The organism is Rathayibacter sp. AY1B8 (assembly GCF_002932775.1).
Classification (GTDB): domain Bacteria; phylum Actinomycetota; class Actinomycetes; order Actinomycetales; family Microbacteriaceae; genus Rathayibacter.
In genome coordinates this window covers 40,372-56,391 of record NZ_PSWJ01000018.1, presented here as the reverse complement: position 1 = coordinate 56,391, position 16,020 = coordinate 40,372, and the positions used below count along the sequence as shown (strand labels likewise).

Sequence of the window (16,020 nt, the reverse complement as noted above, 5' to 3'; positions counted from 1 at the left end):
CCCCTCGATCCTCTGCTCCGGCGGCCGCGCCCCTCCACCACGGACGACGAACGAAGGACCCATGGCCCAGTACGACGACGACTACACGCGACGATTCGGCGAGGACGGCGGAGCCTCCGACGTGGAGGCCGCGCGCGACATCGCGGAGGTCCCGGCGGTGGAGATCATCACCACCGCCGCCGTGCACCTGATGAGCGCGGCCGCCGTCAAGTGCGGACTCGCCGACGAGCCTGGAGCGCAGGTCGACCTCGACGAGGCGCGCAAGCTCATCAACGCGCTCGCGGGCCTGGTCACGGCCGGGGCGCCCGACATCAGCGACATGCACGCCCGGAGCCTGCGCGACGGCCTCCGCACCCTCCAGCTCGCGTTCCGTGAGGCGTCCCCGATCGCTGACCCGATCGGCAAGGGCCCGGGCGAGAAGTGGACCGGCCCGGTCACCTGATCGGGAGTCAGCGGGCGGCGGCGAGCTGCAGCGTCATCGAGTCGACGCGCTGCGCGACGGTCTCGTCGGCCGCCCACCGCTCCCCCAGGCGCGCGACGAGGGCGCCGAGCGCGTCCTGATCGAGCCCCGGGCGCAGGCTCAGGACCACCACGAGCTCGGGGCCCGCGAGGCGCTGCTCCGGGTCTCCCGCGCGCACCTCGAGCGAGGCGACCGCCCGTTCCCCCTCCGCAGCCGCGCGCAGAGCCAGGAGCACCTCCGCATCGGCGGGGGCCGGCCGCCAGGCGCCGCCCTCCGCGATCGCCCAGAGGGCCGGGCGCCGGACCGCGAACTCCCGCTCGGACGCGGGATCGAGGACCATCACCTCGGTGCCCTCCGCGACGGCCGCCAGGGCCGCGCGGCGCCCGTCGACAGGGACGGGACGGGCGGCCGGGTCCCACCGGCGCATGCTCTCGACGCCGCTGAAGACGGGGAGCACCGTGCGGCCGTCGGGTCCGGCGACCGTGACGATCGCGAGCTCCTGCGTCTTGTCCGCCCGGAGTCCCCCGACTCCCTCGGCCTCCTCGCCGAGGCGGGCGACCAGCGGGATGAGCAGGCGGGACGTGCGTATCGCGTCGACCACGGCCTCCGGGCCGCGAGTGCCGCGGGCGAAGGACTCGAGCGCTGCGACCAGCGGCTCCGGGGCGCTTCCGTCGTCCTCCGGTGCTGCGCTCGGCTCGAAGTGCCGGCCCGCCCAGGGGGTGCCGGCCGAGTCGGTCAGATGCGCCGGGAGCGGGCGGGGCTCACTCGGATGCGACATCCAGGGCCTCCGCGAGCGTGAACGCGCCCGCGTACAGCGCCTTGCCGACGATCGCGCCCTCGAGCCCCTGGGGCACGAGGTCGCGCAGAGCGGCGATGTCGTCGAGGTTCGAGATGCCGCCCGAGGCGATCACGGGGCGGTGGGTGCGGGCCATGACCTGCTCGAGGAGCTCGAGGTTCGGGCCCTTGAGCGTGCCGTCCTTCGTGACGTCGGTGACGACGTAGCGGGTGCAGCCGGCCTCCTCCAGGCGGTCGAGGACCTGCCAGAGGTCGCCGCCCTCCTTGGTCCAGCCGCGCGCGGCGAGCGTGGTGCCCCGGACGTCGAGCCCGACGGCGATCTGGTCGCCGTACTGCGCGATGACGCTCGCGGCCCACTCGGGGTTCTCGAGCGCCGCGGTGCCGAGGTTGATGCGCTTCGCGCCGGCGCTCAGCGCGGACTCGAGGCTGCGGTCGTCGCGGATCCCGCCGGAGAGCTCGACGTTGACGCCCTTCACCTGCCGAATGACCTTCTTCATGATGCCGTGGTTGTCGCCGCGGCCGAAGGCGGCGTCGAGGTCGACGAGGTGGATCCACTCCGCGCCCTGGTCGGCCCAGTCGCCCGCGGCGTCGATCGGGTCGCCGTAGTTGGTCTCGGTCCCGGCCTCGCCCTGCGTGAGCCGCACGGCCCTGCCGCCCGCCACGTCGATCGCAGGCAGGAGGACCAGGCCCGGGGCCTTGGTGAACTCGCTCATCGTCATCCTCAGTCTCGGAGCCGGTGCCGGCCCCTGGAGGCGCCGACCACCGGCCGATCCTAGTTCGTGCGGAGGGTGCCCAGCCAATTGGCCAGCAGCCGGAGCCCGGCGGCCCCCGACTTCTCGGGGTGGAACTGCGTGGCCGAGAGCGGCCCGTTCTCGACCGCGGCGATGAAGGGGCCTCCGTGATCGGCCCAGGTGACCGCGGGACGCGGGAACGGGGGCATGACATCGAGCGACCACTCGCGGGCGCCGTAGGAGTGCACGAAGTAGAAGCGCTCCTCGGCGATGCCGTCGAAGAGCACCGAGCCCTCGGGAGCGGAGACGGTGTTCCAGCCCATGTGCGGGACGACCTCGGCCGGGAGGAGGTCCACCGTCCCCGGCCACTCGCCCAGGCCCTCGCTCTCGACCCCGCGCTCGACGCCGCGCTCGAAGAGCACCTGCATCCCGACGCAGATGCCCAGGACGGGGCGCCCGCCGGCGAGGCGCTTCTCGATGATCTCGCCGCCGCGGGCGCGGGTCAGCGCCGACATCACGGCGTCGAAGGCGCCGACGCCGGGCACGAGGAGGCCGTCCGCCTCCAGCGCCCGCTGCCGGTCCCCCGTCAGCTCGACGTCGGCCCCGGCGAGCTCGAGCGCCTTGACGGCGGAGTGCACGTTCCCCGAGCCGTAGTCGTAGACCACGACGGAGGGGCGGGCCGAGCTCACAGCGCGCCCTTCGTCGACGGCACGCCGGAGACGAGCGGGTCGAGGGCCTTGGCCTGACGGAAGGCGCGGGCGAACGCCTTGAACTCCGCTTCGGCGATGTGGTGCGGGTCCCTGCCGCCGAGCACCGTGACGTGCACGGTGAGGCCGGCGTTGAACGCGATCGCCTCGAAGACGTGGCGCACCATCGACCCGGTGAAGTGGCCGCCGATCAGGTGCAGCGCGAAGCCCTCCGGCTCGCCGGTGTGCACGAGGTAGGGGCGCCCCGAGATGTCGACGACGGCCTGCACGAGCGCCTCGTCGAGGGGGACGAGCGCGTCGCCGAAGCGGGAGATCCCGGCCTTGTCGCCGAGCGCCTGACGGATGGCCGTGCCGAGCACGATGCCGATGTCCTCCGCGGTGTGGTGGATGTCGATCTCGATGTCGCCGCGGGCCCGGACGTGCAGGTCCGTGAGCGAGTGCTTCGCGAACGCCGTCAGCAGGTGGTCGAAGAAGGGCACGCCGGTCTCGAGATCGGCGACGCCCGTGCCGTCGAGGTCGAGGGAGAGCTCGATGCTCGACTCGCTGGTGGCACGGCTGAGGGAGGCGGTGCGCCCGGGTGCGGCGCTCGGGGAGGTCATGCCTCCCAGTCTATTCGCGCCGCGTCGCCGCCCCCGGGCGGAGCTCACTCGCGCGAGAGCGCCACCGTGGCGTCGGCCGACGGTGCGGGGATGTAGGCGAGCGCCTCGAGGAACGCGGTCGTCTCCTCCTCGGTGCCGGCGCTGACACGGAGGTGGTTCGGGATGCCGACGTCGCGGATGAGGACGCCGTGGGCGAGCAGGCCCTCGAACATCGCGGCCGGATCCGCGACGCCGCCGAAGAGGACGAAGTTGCTGCCGGTCGTGTACGGGCGGTAGCCGAGGGCGCGCAGTCCGTCGATCATCCGGTCGCGCTGCACGATGATCTCGCCGACCATGGCGAGCATCTCGTCGGCGTGAGCGAGGGCGGCGGTCGCGGCGGCCTGGGTGAGGGCCGACAGGTGGTACGGGAGGCGGACTAGGCGGAGCGCGTCGATCACCGCGGGGTCGGCGGCGAGGTAGCCCAGGCGGACACCGGCGAAGGCGAAGGCCTTGCTCATGGTGCGGGACACGAGCAGGCGCGGTCGCCCGGGGAGGAGGCTCAGCGCGGTGGGCGCGCCCCTGCCGGCGAACTCGGCGTACGCCTCGTCGACGACGACGATGCCGTCGGTCGCGTCGTAGACAGCCTCGATCACGGCGAGGTCGAGCGGCGTCCCGGTCGGGTTGTTCGGAGCGCAGAGGAAGACGATGTCGGGCCGGGCCCGGCGCACCTGCTCCGCGGCGTACTCGGCTCCGATCTCGAATTCCGCCTCGCGCGGAGCGGGGATCCACTCCGTTCCGCTCCCCGACGCGAGGATCGAGTACATCGAATAGGTGGGCGCGAACCCCAGCAGCGAGCGCCCGGGACCGCCGAACGCCTGAAGGACGTGCTGGAGCACCTCGTTCGATCCGTTCGCAGCCCACACGCCGTCCGCGGTGAGCCCGTGACCGAGGTAGCCGGCGAGGGAGTCGCGCAGCTCTCGGAACTCGCGGTCGGGGTACCGGTTGACGGTGCGCAGCGCCTCCGTGACCCGCCCGACGATGTCGGCGATCACGTCGTCCGGGACCGGGTGGGTGTTCTCGTTGACGTTGAGGGCGACGGGCACGACCGCCTGGGGTGCACCGTACGGGTGCCTGCCTCGGAGGTCGTCGCGGAGGGGTAGGTCATCGAAAGTCGTCACCAGGGAATGGTAGCGAAGCACCCGGCGCGGACGTCCGGGCAGCCCGGCTCAGCGAGCGGTGTCGTACTCGGCCGGGACCGCGAGGCGCTGCCCGGGCTCGACGCCCGCGCTCGAGAGCTGGTTGAGGGAGAGGATGTCGTCGACCACGTCGCGCGGGTCCGCCTGCGGGGCGAGCTCCTCGGCGAGCGACCAGAGCGACTCGCCCGCGTGAACGGTGACGTACTGGAACTCGACCGCAGCGGCGTCGCTCGACGCGACCGCTCCACCGCCGTTGAGCCCGAAGGCGAAGGCGCCCGCCACGATCGGCAGGGCCCCCAGAGCGGCCACCACGGCGCGGCCGCGGCGCGTGAGGCGCAGACGGGTGCGAACGATCCGCGCTTCGCCGAACGCGCTCATCGGCTCGGGAGCGGACGGCAGTACCTCGACGTGCCGAGCCGCGGACGAGCGCTGGAGCGGGCGGGAGGTGAGCTGTGCGGTCATGGGATCGCTCCTTTCAACAGGGATTCGGGGAGGCCCTCGGCCGGGAGGGCCGCCCCGAACGCCTGTACCGAACATATCTTCGAACGACGGAGCGGTCAAGGGACCGTTCCGGCTGATCCGCGGGCGGACTCGCGCGCGACACACTCGAACGAATGTTCCGAGTCGTGAGTTCCGGCGGATACAGTTTCGAGAGCCTGGTCGTAGTAGAGCAGCGACCACCGACATTCCTTGTCGGGTCGCGACCGGGCGGGCGCGCACGCGGCGTGCGCACCGGGAAGAGGGAGCATCGTGAGCGACGCGCAGAGGGCCGGGACCCCGGCCGCCAAGACGAAGGCGGCCGCAGGCCGCCGCCGGAAGAGCCTGAGCGCCAAGCAGCTCGCGATCCTCGACGCGATCCAGCGCTCGGTGTCGAGCCGCGGCTACCCGCCGAGCATGCGCGAGATCGGCGACGCGGTCGGCCTCGCCTCGCTGTCGAGCGTCACCCACCAGCTCAACCAGCTCGAGCTCAGCGGCTACCTGCGCCGCGACCCGAACCGGCCCCGCGCCCTCGAGATCCTCATCGACGTCCCCAGCTCGACGGAGGACGACGGGTCGTTCGAGTCGACCGCGACGGTCGGCGACGCGGCGATGGTCCCCCTCGTCGGCCGGATCGCGGCGGGCGTGCCGATCATGGCGGACCAGCAGATCGACGAGGTGTTCCCGCTTCCCCGGCAGCTCGTCGGCAAGGGCGAGCTCTTCATGCTCAAGGTCGTCGGCGAGTCGATGATCGACGCCGCGATCTGCGACGGCGACTGGGTCGTGGTCCGCTCGCAGCGCACCGCCGAGAACGGCGAGATCGTAGCGGCCATGCTCGACGGCGAGGCCACCGTCAAGGTGCTGCGCCAGCGCGACGGCCACACCTGGCTGCTGCCCCGCAACTCCAACTTCGAGCCGATCCTCGGCGACGAGGCCGAGGTGCTCGGGAAGATCGTGGCGGTCCTCCGCTCGGTCTGACACCGGGAACGCAGGAGGGGCCCGACCGGCGTGCAGCCGGCCGGGCCCCTCCTGCGTTCGACGGGCACCGGCGATCGGGGCGCGCGCCCCTCCGTCGCGGTCACGGGAAGGCGGAGGAGGGCCGCCGACACGAGATCGCCGAACCCTCCGGCCGCCGGAGCGGGTCGATGGTGCGGGACGCCGCACCCCCTCCCGGATGCGCCGAGCGCCCGCCTCCCGGACGGGGAGACGGGCGCTCGGGTGGTGGCGATCAGGCCTGGACGGCCGCGCGCGGAACCGCGAACTCGGTGAGCGAGCCCGCCAGGTCGGCGTGCACGAGGGCGACCACGTGGGTGCCGCCCTCGACGTACTGCGTCGACAGGATCCGGCCGCTGCGGTGCAGATGCGAGATCACGTCGCCCCGGTCGTAGGGCACGAGCAGGTCGATCTCGACGTCCGGCTCGGGCAGGATCTCGGCGATCCGCGCCTCCAGCTCGTCGATGCCCTCGCCGCTGCGCGCCGACACGAAGACCGCGTCGGGAGCGAGACCGCGCAGCACCAGCCGCGCGCCCTCGTCCACCAGATCGGCCTTGTTGAAGGCGATGATCTCGGGGATGCTGCGGGCGCCCACCTCGCCGATCACGTCGCGCACGGTGGCGATCTGCCCGGCCGGATCGGGGTGGGAGGCGTCCACGACGTGGACGATCACATCGGAGTCCGCGACCTCCTCGAGCGTCGACCGGAAGGCCTCGACGAGCTGGTGCGGAAGCGCTCGGACGAAGCCGACCGTGTCGGCGAGCGTGTAGAGGCGCCCGTCCTTCGTCTGGGCCTTGCGGACGGTGGCGTCGAGGGTCGCGAAGAGCGAGTTCTCGACGAGGACGCCCGCGTGCGTCATCCGGTTCAGCAGGCTCGACTTGCCGGCGTTCGTGTACCCCGCGATCGCCACCGAGGGGACGGCGTTGCGCTTGCGGTTCGCGCGCTTGGCCTCGCGGGCGGGCTTCATCGCCGTGATCTGCTTGCGCAGGCGCGCCATGCGGGTGTGGATGCGGCGACGATCGAGCTCGATCTTCGTCTCACCCGGACCGCGCGAGCCCATTCCGGCTCCCGCGCCCACCTGTCCGCCAGCCTGGCGGGACATGGACTCGCCCCAGCCGCGCAGTCGCGGGAGCAGGTACTCGAGCTGCGCGAGCTCGACCTGCGCCTTGCCCTCGCGGCTCTTCGCGTGCTGGCTGAAGATGTCGAGGATCACCGCGGTGCGGTCGATCACCTTGACCTTCACCACGTCCTCCAGCGCACGCCGCTGGCTCGGTGCGAGCTCGGTGTCGGCGACGACCGTGTCCGCGCCGAGGGCCGCGACGAGCCCCGCGAGCTCCTGGGCCTTGCCCTTGCCGAGGTAGGTGCTCGGATCGGGGTGCGGGCGGCGCTGGAGCAGGCCGTCGAGGACCGTCGCTCCCGCCGTCTCCGCGAGCGCGGCGAGCTCGTGCAGCGAGTTCTCCGCGTCCTCCAGCGAATTCTGCGAGTACACGCCGATGAGCACGACGTTCTCCAGGCGCAGCTGGCGGTACTCGACCTCCGTGACGTCCTCGAGCTCGGTCGAGAGGCCGGCGACGCGTCGCAGCGCCTGCCGGTCGTCGCGGTCGAACTGCTCGCCGTCGCTGTTCTCGCCCTCGTGGCCGGCGCTCTGCAGCGCCTGGGCTCCACCCGCGACGAAGCGCGAGTACCCTGCCGAACGCGACTGCGCGTTCGCCAGGACCCTCGAGACGACGTCCACGGCCTCGGTCGTGTCGGTCTCGTTCAGGTCTTCCGTCATCCGGATAACACTAACTCCTCAGGTCTTGATAGGTTCACTTCTCATGGCCGCCGAGCACTACTTCTCGAGTACTCCCGACGGCGACCTCCGGCCCCGCAGGATCCAGGCCCGCCTGGCCGGCCGCGACCTCGAGGTCACGACGGCAGGAGGGGTGTTCAGCCCCGGTCACGTCGATCTCGGCACGCGCGTCCTGCTGGACGCGGTGCCCGACGCCCCCGCTGACGGGGACCTGCTGGACCTCGGCTGCGGCTGGGGCCCGGTCGCCCTCGCGCTCGCCCTCGCCTCCCCCGACGCCCGGGTGTGGGCGGTCGACGTCAACCAGCGGGCGCTCGAGCTGGTCCGTCGCAACTGCGAGGAACTCGGCGTCCTCAATGTCAACGCCGTGCTGCCCGAGGATGTTCCCGACGACGTCCGCTTCCGCACCGTGTGGTCGAACCCGCCGATCCGCATCGGCAAGGAGGAGCTGCACCTCCTGCTCGAGCGCTGGCTGCCGCGGCTCGAGGAGGGCGCGGACGCCTGGCTCGTCGTGCAGCGCAACCTCGGCTCCGACTCGCTCCAGACCTGGCTCGGCGCCGCGTTCGCCGGGTGGCTCGACGTGGAGCGCGTCTCCTCGGCGAAGGGCTTCCGCGTGCTCCGGACGACCCGCCGGGCCTGACCGGGTCCTCAGTCGATCCGGATCGTCCCGGTGAAGACGAGGTCGGCCGGGCCGGAGAGCCCGACGTGCTCGCCCTCCTCCGCCGCGAACATCGTCACGCCGAGCGTGCCGCCCGGGACCTCCACGCGCCAGGCCTGCGGAGCGCGCGCTCCCGCCCAGTAGCGCACCGCCAGTGCCGCCGCCGCGGCACCCGTGCCGCAGCTCAGGGTCTCGCCGCTGCCGCGCTCGTGCACGCGCATCCGGATCCGCCCGATCCCGTCGTGGACCAGGGGCTCGCCGGGAACCACGAACTCGACGTTCGCGCCGTCCTCGGGCTCCGGGTCGAGCTGCGGGATGTAGGAGAGGTCGGCGGAGTCGAGCTCCTCGTCGTTGCTGAGGGCGACGACCACGTGCGGATTGCCGAGGTCGATCCCGAGACCGGGGCGCGCGACCTTGAGCTCCTTCGCCCGCACCAGGGGCTCGCCGCCCGCCAGCTCCCAGCGGCCGAGGTCGACCTGGAACCCGGCACCGCTGCGGGTGACGTCGCGGACGCCGGCGCGGGTGCCGATCGGCAGGGTGTCGCCGGGCTCGAGCGCCGCGAGGCCGCCCGCGAGCAGGAACGCGGCGTAGACGCGGATGCCGTTGCCGCACATCTCGGCGATCGAGCCGTCGGCGTTGCGGTAGTCCATGAACCACTCCGCCTCGCTCTCCTCGGCCAGAGCCGCGGCGCCCTCCGGGATCGCGCGGGAGCGGACGGCACGGATGACGCCGTCGGCGCCGACGCCGAAGTGGCGGTCGCAGATCATCGCGATCTGCGCGGGCGAGAGGTCGACCTCACCGTCCGGGTCGCTGAAGAGCACGAAGTCGTTGCCGGTGCCCTGGCCCTTGGTGAAGTGCAGCTCGATCGTCATGGCGCACAGCCTAGCGAGGAGCGGGAGCGGCGGCCTGGGCGGCGGCGTGCGCCCGCGACACCAGGTCCGGCGCGTCGTACGGGAGCCGGTGGGCGCCGCCGTAGCGCCGGAACCAGCTGTTCTGCCGACGTGCGTAGCGGCGCGTGAGCGCCTGCGTCGCCGCGATCGCCTCCTCCTCGCGGAGGACGCCGGCACGCTGGGCGAGCGCCTGGGCGTACCCGATGGCCCGCCCGGCTGTGACGCCGCGCTCCAGGCCGAGGGGGACGAGCCGCTCGACCTCGTCGAGCATCCCGGCCGCCCACATCCGCTCCACCCGCCGGTCGAGGCGCTGCACCAGCTCCTCCCGCGGAGCCTCGAGGAACAGGATCGAGGCGGGGCGCCACCGAACCGGCTCGTCGGACATCAGCGCGCTGTGCGTGCTCCCGCCGGTGAGCTCCGCGATCTCGAGCGCGCGGACGATGCGCCGGGCGTTGTGCGGACCGATCCGCTCGGCCACTCCGGCGTCGATCCGGCGCAACCGCTCGACGAGGGCGCCCAGGCCCTCCCGCTCGGCGGTCTCCTCGAGCCGGCGCCGGACGGCCGGGTCGGTGCCCGCGAACGAGAACTCGAAGACGACGCTGGAGACGTACAGACCGGAGCCCCCGACGAGGATCGGCGTCGCCCCGCGCGCCAGCACGCTCTCGATCACGCGCCGCGCCTCGCTCTGGTAGCGGGCAACCGACGCCTCCTCCGTCACGTCGAGGACGTCGAGCAGGTGGTGCGGGACGCCCCGACGCTCGTCGGCGGGCAGCTTCGCGGTGCCGATGTCCATCCCGCGGTAGAGCTGCATCGCGTCGGCGTTCACGATCTCAGCGGCGCCGCCGTCCTGCCGGATCGCCTCGGCGAGCTCGAGCGAGAGGTCGGACTTGCCCGTGCCGGTCGCGCCGACGACCGCGATGAGCTCCGGCGCGGTATCGGGGGCTCCGGTCTCAGCGCTCGCCATCGAGGGCGTCGTAGATCGGCGTCGTCAGCGTGCCGGCGTCGCGCACGCGCAGCAACGGCAGGCCCAGCGAGACCCGGGGCGCCCCGCTCGCGCCCGGGGCGGCCGGAACTCCGCAGGACTCGGTCTGCGCCCGGTCCCAGGCGTCGCCCGCGCGGGTGCGGCGGATGCGGAGCGGCGCGCCGTCGGGCGAATCCGCCAGGAGGTAGAAGGGGGCGGCACGGGTGACCCGGACGGAGACCACGTCTCCGGGACGCGGCTGCTCGGAGCCCTCGGGCACGTCGAAGTGCACCAGACGGCTGTCCTCGGCGCGTCCGCTCAGCCGGTGCGTCTCCGTGTCGCGGCGGCCCTCGCCGGTCGCGACGAGGACCTCGACCTCTCGGCCGACGACCGTGCGATTCTCCTGCTCGCTGATCGCGTCCTGCAGGGCGACGAGCCGCTCGTAGCGCTCCTGGACGACCGCCTTGGGGATCTGGTCGGGCAGCGTCGCGGCCGGGGTGCCGGGCCGGACGGAGTACTGGAAGGTGAAGGCGGAGGCGAAGCGGGCCGCCTCGACCACCCGCAGGGTCTCCTGGAAGTCGGCCTCCGTCTCGCCGGGGAAGCCAACGATGATGTCGGTGCTGATCGCCGCGTGCGGGATGCGATCGCGCACCCGGTCGAGGATCCCGAGGAACTTCTCGGAGCGGTAGGAGCGGCGCATCGCTTTGAGGACGCGGTCGGAGCCGGACTGGAGCGGCATGTGCAGCTGCGGCATCACCGCCGGCGTCTCGGCCATGGCGTCGATCACGTCGTCGGTGAAGGCCGCGGGATGGGGGCTCGTGAAGCGGATCCGCTCGAGCCCGTCGATGGTGCCCGCCGCGCGGAGCAGCTTCGAGAACGCCTGGCGATCGCCGAACTCGACGCCGTAGGAGTTCACGTTCTGGCCGAGAAGGGTGACCTCGATCGCGCCGTCGTCCACGAGCGCCTGGATCTCGGCGAGCACGTCGCCGGGGCGCCGGTCCTTCTCCTTGCCGCGGAGCGAGGGGACGATGCAGAAGGTGCAGGTGTTGTTGCAGCCGACCGAGATCGAGACCCAGCCGCTGTAGGTCGAGTCGCGCTTCGTGGGGAGCGTGGAGGGGAAGACATCGAGCGATTCGAGGATCTCGAGCTGCGCCTCGTCGTTGTGGCGGGCGCGCTCGAGCAGGCTCGGGAGGGCGCCCATGTTGTGCGTGCCGAAGACCACGTCGACCCACGGGGCACGGTCGAGGATGACGTTCTTGTCCTTCTGCGCGAGACAGCCGCCGACCGCGATCTGCATCCCCTCGTGTCGGCGCTTCACCGACGCGAGGTGGCCGAGGTTGCCGTAGAGCTTGTTGTCGGCGTTCTCGCGCACCGCGCAGGTGTTGATCACGACGACGTCGGCCTCGGCTCCATCGGCGGACACGTAGCCCGCCGCCTCGAGCGAACCGCTCAGCCGCTCGGAGTCGTGCACGTTCATCTGGCACCCGAACGTACGGACCTCGTAGGTCCTCGGCCGGGTCTCGGCGACGGGCGACGGGGCGGTACCGAGCGTGCTCATGGTGTGGGATTCTACGCTCCGGTCGGACCGCTCCCGGCCCGCCGTGTCAGCGGAAGCGGACGCTCGACCCCGGCTTGCGGATCGTCTCGCGGACGACGCGCTGCACGAGTCCGCCGGCGTAGCCGCGGCGCGCGAGGAATCCCGTGAGCCGGCGCTCGGCGACCTCGTCGGAGAGCGAGCGCAGGCTCGGCAGGCGCTTGCGCGCGAGCTCGAGCGCCGTGCGGTACTCGTCGTCGCCGTCCAGCTCGTCGAGCGCTGACGCGATCGCCTCGGGGTCGATCTTCCGCGCGCGCAGCTCCTGCTGGATGGAGGAGCGGCCGAGCTTCTTGCGGTCACGGAGCGAGACGACCAGCTGCTCCGCCATGCGGAGGTCGTCGAGGTAGCCGAAGCGCGTGAAGCGCTCGAGGATCTCGAGGGCGTCCTTCTCGGCGACGCCCTCCGTGTAGAGGCGCGCCTCGACCTCGGCGACCGAGAGGCTCTTGCGGGAGAGCCCCCGTACGATCCGATCCGCGACCTGCTCGGGATCGATCTCCTCCGGGATCTCGATCGCGTCGTCGTCGTCCTCGTCCTCCGCGTTCTCGACGAACGCCGGCGCGCGCCGGGCGACATGAGCCGAGAGCTCGGCGATCCGCTCGGAGGCCGGAGACGCGGCGCCCCCGACGGCGGAGCCTTCCGACTCGCCTGCGGCCGCCCCGGGAGCACTGGTACGCGGCGTTCCGGCTCCGGACGGATCCGGAAGCGACCCGGCCCCGTCGGCGTCCGGCGCCGCCGGAGCCCAGCCCTCGTCGCCCGCCGCACCCCGGTCGACCCAGGGCAGGAAGGCCACGGGGCGGCCCTTCGCCCCCTCCGCGGCCTTCTCCGCCACGGGCTAGGCGCCCTTGCGCACGGGCTGCTTGGTCTCGATCGCGACCGGCGCGGCCTCGACGGCCGCGTTGGGGTCGACGATCACGCCGAGCTTGACCAGGATGCGCTTCTCGATCTCGGCGGCCACATCGGGGTTGTCGATGAGGAACTGGCGCGCCTTCTCCTTGCCCTGGCCGAGCTGGTCGCCGTCGTAGGTGTACCAGGCGCCCGACTTGCGGACGATCTCGTGCTCGACACCGAAGTCGATCAGGCTGCCCTCGCGGGAGATGCCGACGCCGTAGAGGATGTCGAACTCGGCCTGCTTGAAGGGCGGGGCCATCTTGTTCTTCACGACCTTGACGCGGGTGCGGTTGCCGACCGCGTCGGTGCCGTCCTTCAGCGTCTCGATGCGGCGGATGTCGAGGCGGACCGACGCGTAGAACTTGAGCGCCTTGCCGCCCGCCGTGGTCTCGGGGCTTCCGAAGAAGACGCCGATCTTCTCGCGCAGCTGGTTGATGAAGATCATCGTGGTGTTCGTGGTGTTCAGTCCGCCGGTCAGCTTGCGCAGCGCCTGGGACATGAGGCGCGCCTGCAGGCCGACGTGGGAGTCGCCCATCTCGCCCTCGATCTCGGCACGCGGCACGAGGGCCGCGACGGAGTCGATCACGATGAGGTCGATCGAGCCCGAGCGCACGAGCATGTCGGCGATCTCGAGCGCCTGCTCTCCGGTGTCGGGCTGCGACACGAGGAGGGAGTCGATGTCGACGCCGAGCTTCTTGGCGTACTCGGGGTCGAGCGCGTGCTCCGCGTCGATGAAGGCGGCGATGCCGCCGTTGCGCTGCGCGTTCGCGATCGCGTGCAACGTGAGGGTGGTCTTTCCGGAGGACTCGGGGCCGTAGATCTCGACGATGCGGCCACGCGGGAGCCCGCCGATCCCGAGCGCGACGTCGAGCGCGATCGAACCGGTCTGGATCACCTCGACGGGAGCGCGGTCGTCGCTTCCGAGGCGCATGACGGCGCCCTTGCCGAACTGGCGGTCGATCTGGGCGAGTGCGGTCTCGAGGGACTTCTCGCGGTCGGAGGAACTGGGCATGGCCGTCTCGCTCTCGTGTTCGTGGTGGTGTCGCCTACAGGCTGTCGCGACATGCTGGCGGCTGTCGGAGTGACAGTGCCGGCCGGCTGCGACAAGGCGGTGAAGCAGGTCCGTTCAGGTGTCTCCGACGGTACGCCCGACCACCGACATCGGGGCCGAGCGAGAGCGACTCCGTGGAGACGGGGCCGATCCTGCTTCTGTGGAGGAGCTTAGACCCGTTCGAACACGGATTCGAGCAAGAGCCTTCGGCGTGTCGAACACGGCTTCGGCGACGGGAGCGTCAGCGGTGGCGCTTCCGCGCATCCACGCCGTGCCAGCGGGCCTCCGGGACGTCGTTGGCGCGGCAGAGGGCGAGCCAGACCTCGCGCGGCTCCGCTCCGTCCGCGAGGGCGCGCTCGGCGGTGCGGCCCCCGAGCTCGGTCAGCACGAGGTCCGAGACCAGGACACGGGCGTACGCGCCGCCGAACTCGTCGTCCACCAGCTGCCGGAACTCGCTCAAGCGCATGCGTCCACGGTAGCCGCTGCCCGGAGGCCGCACTCCCCGGGAACGCCGAAGGGCGCCCGGCCGGAGCCTGGGCGCCCTTCGCGTGGAACGGGTGCGGTGAGTGGAGGGGACGGAATCCGACTACTGCGTGACGAGGTCCGCGTCGAAGCCGGCGACCATGTCGGCCGGGATGGTGTCGGGGATGGTGTCGATGCCCTCGATGACGGCGAGACGATCGCCGACCTCGCGCATGATCACCGAGATGGGGGTGTCGAGGGCGTCGGCGACAGAGGCGAGGATCTCCGAGGAGGCCTCCTTCTGACCGCGTTCGACCTCGCTCAGGTAGCCGAGCGCAACGCTCGCCTTGCTCGCCACCTGACGGAGCGTACGACCTTTCTGCAGGCGAAAGTCCCTGAGGACATCGCCGATCTCCTGACGAACTAGAACCACTGGACCCTCCTTCTCCACGTCAACCGCATGTCGTGCACCTGCACCGCGAACACGAGCGCCGGAGATTCCGGAGCGGATGATCGGGGGGCTGGGACAAGAGAACCGGATAGCTGTTCACTACCCGGTTCGTATGGTGTCGACTCTAATACCGGATGACTGGACTTTGCGTGTGAGCGACACCAGTTGTAACCGGGCCGCAATGCGGCGCATTCCGATTCCCGGAGGGCCCTCGCTGGGTATCCGCCTCATGCGCCGCGGGAGATCAGCTCCGCACCGAGGGCGAGGGCCGCGTCGACCGAGGCGGCGCGGATCGCGGCGCGGTCGCCGTCGAACCGGTGCTCGCGGACCAGCTCGTCTTCGCCGAGGACGGCCGCCACGAAGACGGTGCCGACGGCCGCATCCCCCTGCGGATCCGGACCGGCGACCCCCGTCGTCGCCAGGCCGAGCGTCGGACGCCCGTCGGCTGCGAGCCGCGAGGACGCTCCGCGCGCCATCTGCACGGCAACCCCGGGATCGACGGGACCCCGCTCGCCGAGGACGCGCGCGTCGACCCCGAGGAGCCGGTCCTTGAGGTCGGTGGCATAGCTCACCACTCCCCCGCGGTACACGGCGGAGGCGCCGGGCACCTCCACGAGGGCGGAGCTGAGCGCGCCGCCGGTGAGCGACTCCGCGACGGCGAGGTCGACACCCCGCCGCCGGAGCTCGGCGATCAGCTGCGCGGCCGTCACCGCGTGGACCGGGCGGCCCGGCTCTGGCGGGCGGCGTCGGCGAGGTAGTCGATCCCGGTGGCGACCGTGAGCACCACCGCGGCCGTCATCGTGATCCCGTTCAGCCAGTGGACCCACTCGCCGAGGACGGCCCAGAGCGGCAGCAGAGCGAGGGAGATCGCGATCGACTGCACGATCGTCTTGAGCTTGCCGCCCCGTGACGCCGGGATCACCCGGTCCGAGAGCACGGCCATCCGGAAGACGGTGATGCCGATCTCGCGCACCAGGATGACGATCGTCACCCACCACGGCAGCTCCGCGAGGATCGAGAGCCCGACGAGCGCCGCACCGGTCAGCACCTTGTCGGCGATCGGATCCAGGAGCTTGCCGAGATCGGTCACGAGGCCCCGGCTCCGGGCGATGTGCCCGTCGATGCCGTCCGTGGCGATCGCGACGATGAAGAGGAGCGCCGCGGCGATCCGGATCCCGCTGTCCTGCCCCCCGTCGGCCAGCAGGAGCCAGAAGAAGACGGGCGCCAGCAGGATCCGGAGGACCGTGATCGCGTTCGGCAGGTTCCAGTTGCCCGACGCGGCCGGAGCCGGTGCGGTGGGGTTCGTCATCGTGCTCCGCCGTTCCTCGCAGTGCGGGCG

The 16,020-nt window shown here is 72.1% G+C and carries 19 protein-coding genes; 3 read left to right on the top strand and 16 right to left on the bottom strand.

Going from position 1 to position 16,020, the window contains the following annotated elements:
• Positions 1–61: 61 nt before the first annotated feature.
• The gene (locus tag C5C63_RS11690) at positions 62–442 is read left to right on the top strand and encodes a DUF1844 domain-containing protein (RefSeq protein ID WP_104313470.1); all 381 of its coding nucleotides are present in this window, start codon (positions 62–64) and stop codon (positions 440–442) included.
• 7 nt (positions 443–449) lie between these two features.
• Here C5C63_RS11690 and C5C63_RS11685 read toward each other — a convergent pair whose 3' ends face one another.
• Genes C5C63_RS11685 through C5C63_RS11660 form a run of 6 tightly spaced genes read right to left on the bottom strand, consistent with a single transcriptional unit; the run spans position 450 to position 4,929 of the window.
• Complete coding sequence (locus C5C63_RS11685; RefSeq protein WP_104292051.1) at positions 450–1,238, bottom strand: SseB family protein; 789 nt, start codon at positions 1,236–1,238, stop codon at positions 450–452.
• Positions 1,222–1,968, bottom strand: a complete 747-nt coding sequence (gene priA, locus C5C63_RS11680; protein WP_104224506.1) for a bifunctional 1-(5-phosphoribosyl)-5-((5-phosphoribosylamino)methylideneamino)imidazole-4-carboxamide isomerase/phosphoribosylanthranilate isomerase PriA — start codon at positions 1,966–1,968, stop codon at positions 1,222–1,224. The genes C5C63_RS11685 and priA overlap by 17 nt, the downstream gene beginning before the upstream one ends.
• 59 nt (positions 1,969–2,027) lie before the next feature.
• On the bottom strand, positions 2,028–2,675 hold the full coding sequence (gene hisH / locus C5C63_RS11675) for an imidazole glycerol phosphate synthase subunit HisH (protein ID WP_104224485.1): 648 nt from the start codon (positions 2,673–2,675) through the stop codon (positions 2,028–2,030).
• Complete coding sequence (gene hisB, locus C5C63_RS11670) at positions 2,672–3,292, bottom strand: imidazoleglycerol-phosphate dehydratase HisB (protein WP_104233277.1); 621 nt, start codon at positions 3,290–3,292, stop codon at positions 2,672–2,674. The genes hisH and hisB overlap by 4 nt, the downstream gene beginning before the upstream one ends.
• A gap of 44 nt (positions 3,293–3,336) precedes the next feature.
• Complete coding sequence (locus tag C5C63_RS11665) at positions 3,337–4,449, bottom strand: histidinol-phosphate transaminase (protein WP_181068346.1); 1,113 nt, start codon at positions 4,447–4,449, stop codon at positions 3,337–3,339.
• Positions 4,450–4,497: 48 nt separating this feature from the next.
• A complete protein-coding gene (locus C5C63_RS11660; protein ID WP_308471249.1) occupies positions 4,498–4,929 on the bottom strand; it encodes a LysM peptidoglycan-binding domain-containing protein in 432 nt (143 codons plus the stop codon).
• A gap of 288 nt (positions 4,930–5,217) precedes the next feature.
• Here C5C63_RS11660 and lexA point away from each other — a divergent pair, with 288 nt between their 5' ends.
• A complete protein-coding gene (lexA, locus tag C5C63_RS11655; protein ID WP_104224482.1) occupies positions 5,218–5,922 on the top strand; it encodes a transcriptional repressor LexA in 705 nt (234 codons plus the stop codon).
• Positions 5,923–6,172: 250 nt separating this feature from the next.
• Here the strand turns inward: lexA and hflX are convergent, their stop codons facing one another.
• Positions 6,173–7,711, bottom strand: a complete 1,539-nt coding sequence (hflX, locus tag C5C63_RS11650; RefSeq protein WP_104326091.1) for a GTPase HflX — start codon at positions 7,709–7,711, stop codon at positions 6,173–6,175.
• Between the two features lie 43 nt (positions 7,712–7,754).
• Between hflX and C5C63_RS11645 the strand changes: the two genes are divergently transcribed.
• Positions 7,755–8,366 carry a class I SAM-dependent methyltransferase gene (locus C5C63_RS11645; RefSeq protein ID WP_104233274.1) on the top strand — a complete coding sequence of 204 codons (612 nt, stop codon included), beginning with the start codon at positions 7,755–7,757 and terminating at the stop codon, positions 8,364–8,366.
• Between the two features lie 8 nt (positions 8,367–8,374).
• Here C5C63_RS11645 and dapF read toward each other — a convergent pair whose 3' ends face one another.
• The 9 genes from dapF to pgsA all read right to left on the bottom strand — a co-directional run bounded on the left by dapF (position 8,375) and on the right by pgsA (position 15,990).
• Positions 8,375–9,256: a diaminopimelate epimerase gene (gene dapF, locus C5C63_RS11640; RefSeq protein WP_104226308.1), complete on the bottom strand. Its 882-nt coding sequence runs from the start codon at positions 9,254–9,256 to the stop codon at positions 8,375–8,377.
• Between the two features lie 10 nt (positions 9,257–9,266).
• Entirely contained in the window at positions 9,267–10,238 is a 972-nt protein-coding gene (gene miaA / locus C5C63_RS11635) for a tRNA (adenosine(37)-N6)-dimethylallyltransferase MiaA (RefSeq protein WP_104292050.1), read from the bottom strand.
• Positions 10,225–11,793: a tRNA (N6-isopentenyl adenosine(37)-C2)-methylthiotransferase MiaB gene (miaB, locus tag C5C63_RS11630; protein WP_104326090.1), complete on the bottom strand. Its 1,569-nt coding sequence runs from the start codon at positions 11,791–11,793 to the stop codon at positions 10,225–10,227. Before miaB ends, miaA begins: the two co-directional genes overlap by 14 nt.
• A 46-nt stretch (positions 11,794–11,839) precedes the next feature.
• On the bottom strand, positions 11,840–12,619 hold the full coding sequence (locus C5C63_RS11625; RefSeq protein WP_181110609.1) for a regulatory protein RecX: 780 nt from the start codon (positions 12,617–12,619) through the stop codon (positions 11,840–11,842).
• Positions 12,620–12,661: 42 nt separating this feature from the next.
• Positions 12,662–13,729, bottom strand: a complete 1,068-nt coding sequence (gene recA, locus C5C63_RS11620; protein ID WP_104224475.1) for a recombinase RecA — start codon at positions 13,727–13,729, stop codon at positions 12,662–12,664.
• Positions 13,730–14,009: 280 nt separating this feature from the next.
• Positions 14,010–14,234, bottom strand: coding sequence for a DUF3046 domain-containing protein (locus C5C63_RS11615; protein WP_104295167.1), 225 nt, complete (start codon positions 14,232–14,234; stop codon positions 14,010–14,012).
• Between the two features lie 120 nt (positions 14,235–14,354).
• Positions 14,355–14,663, bottom strand: coding sequence for a helix-turn-helix domain-containing protein (locus tag C5C63_RS11610; protein WP_068207524.1), 309 nt, complete (start codon positions 14,661–14,663; stop codon positions 14,355–14,357).
• Positions 14,664–14,908: 245 nt separating this feature from the next.
• Positions 14,909–15,391, bottom strand: coding sequence for a CinA family protein (locus tag C5C63_RS11605; RefSeq protein ID WP_104224473.1), 483 nt, complete (start codon positions 15,389–15,391; stop codon positions 14,909–14,911).
• Positions 15,388–15,990, bottom strand: coding sequence for a CDP-diacylglycerol--glycerol-3-phosphate 3-phosphatidyltransferase (gene pgsA, locus C5C63_RS11600; RefSeq protein WP_104295168.1), 603 nt, complete (start codon positions 15,988–15,990; stop codon positions 15,388–15,390). Before pgsA ends, C5C63_RS11605 begins: the two co-directional genes overlap by 4 nt.
• Positions 15,991–16,020 lie beyond the last annotated feature (30 nt).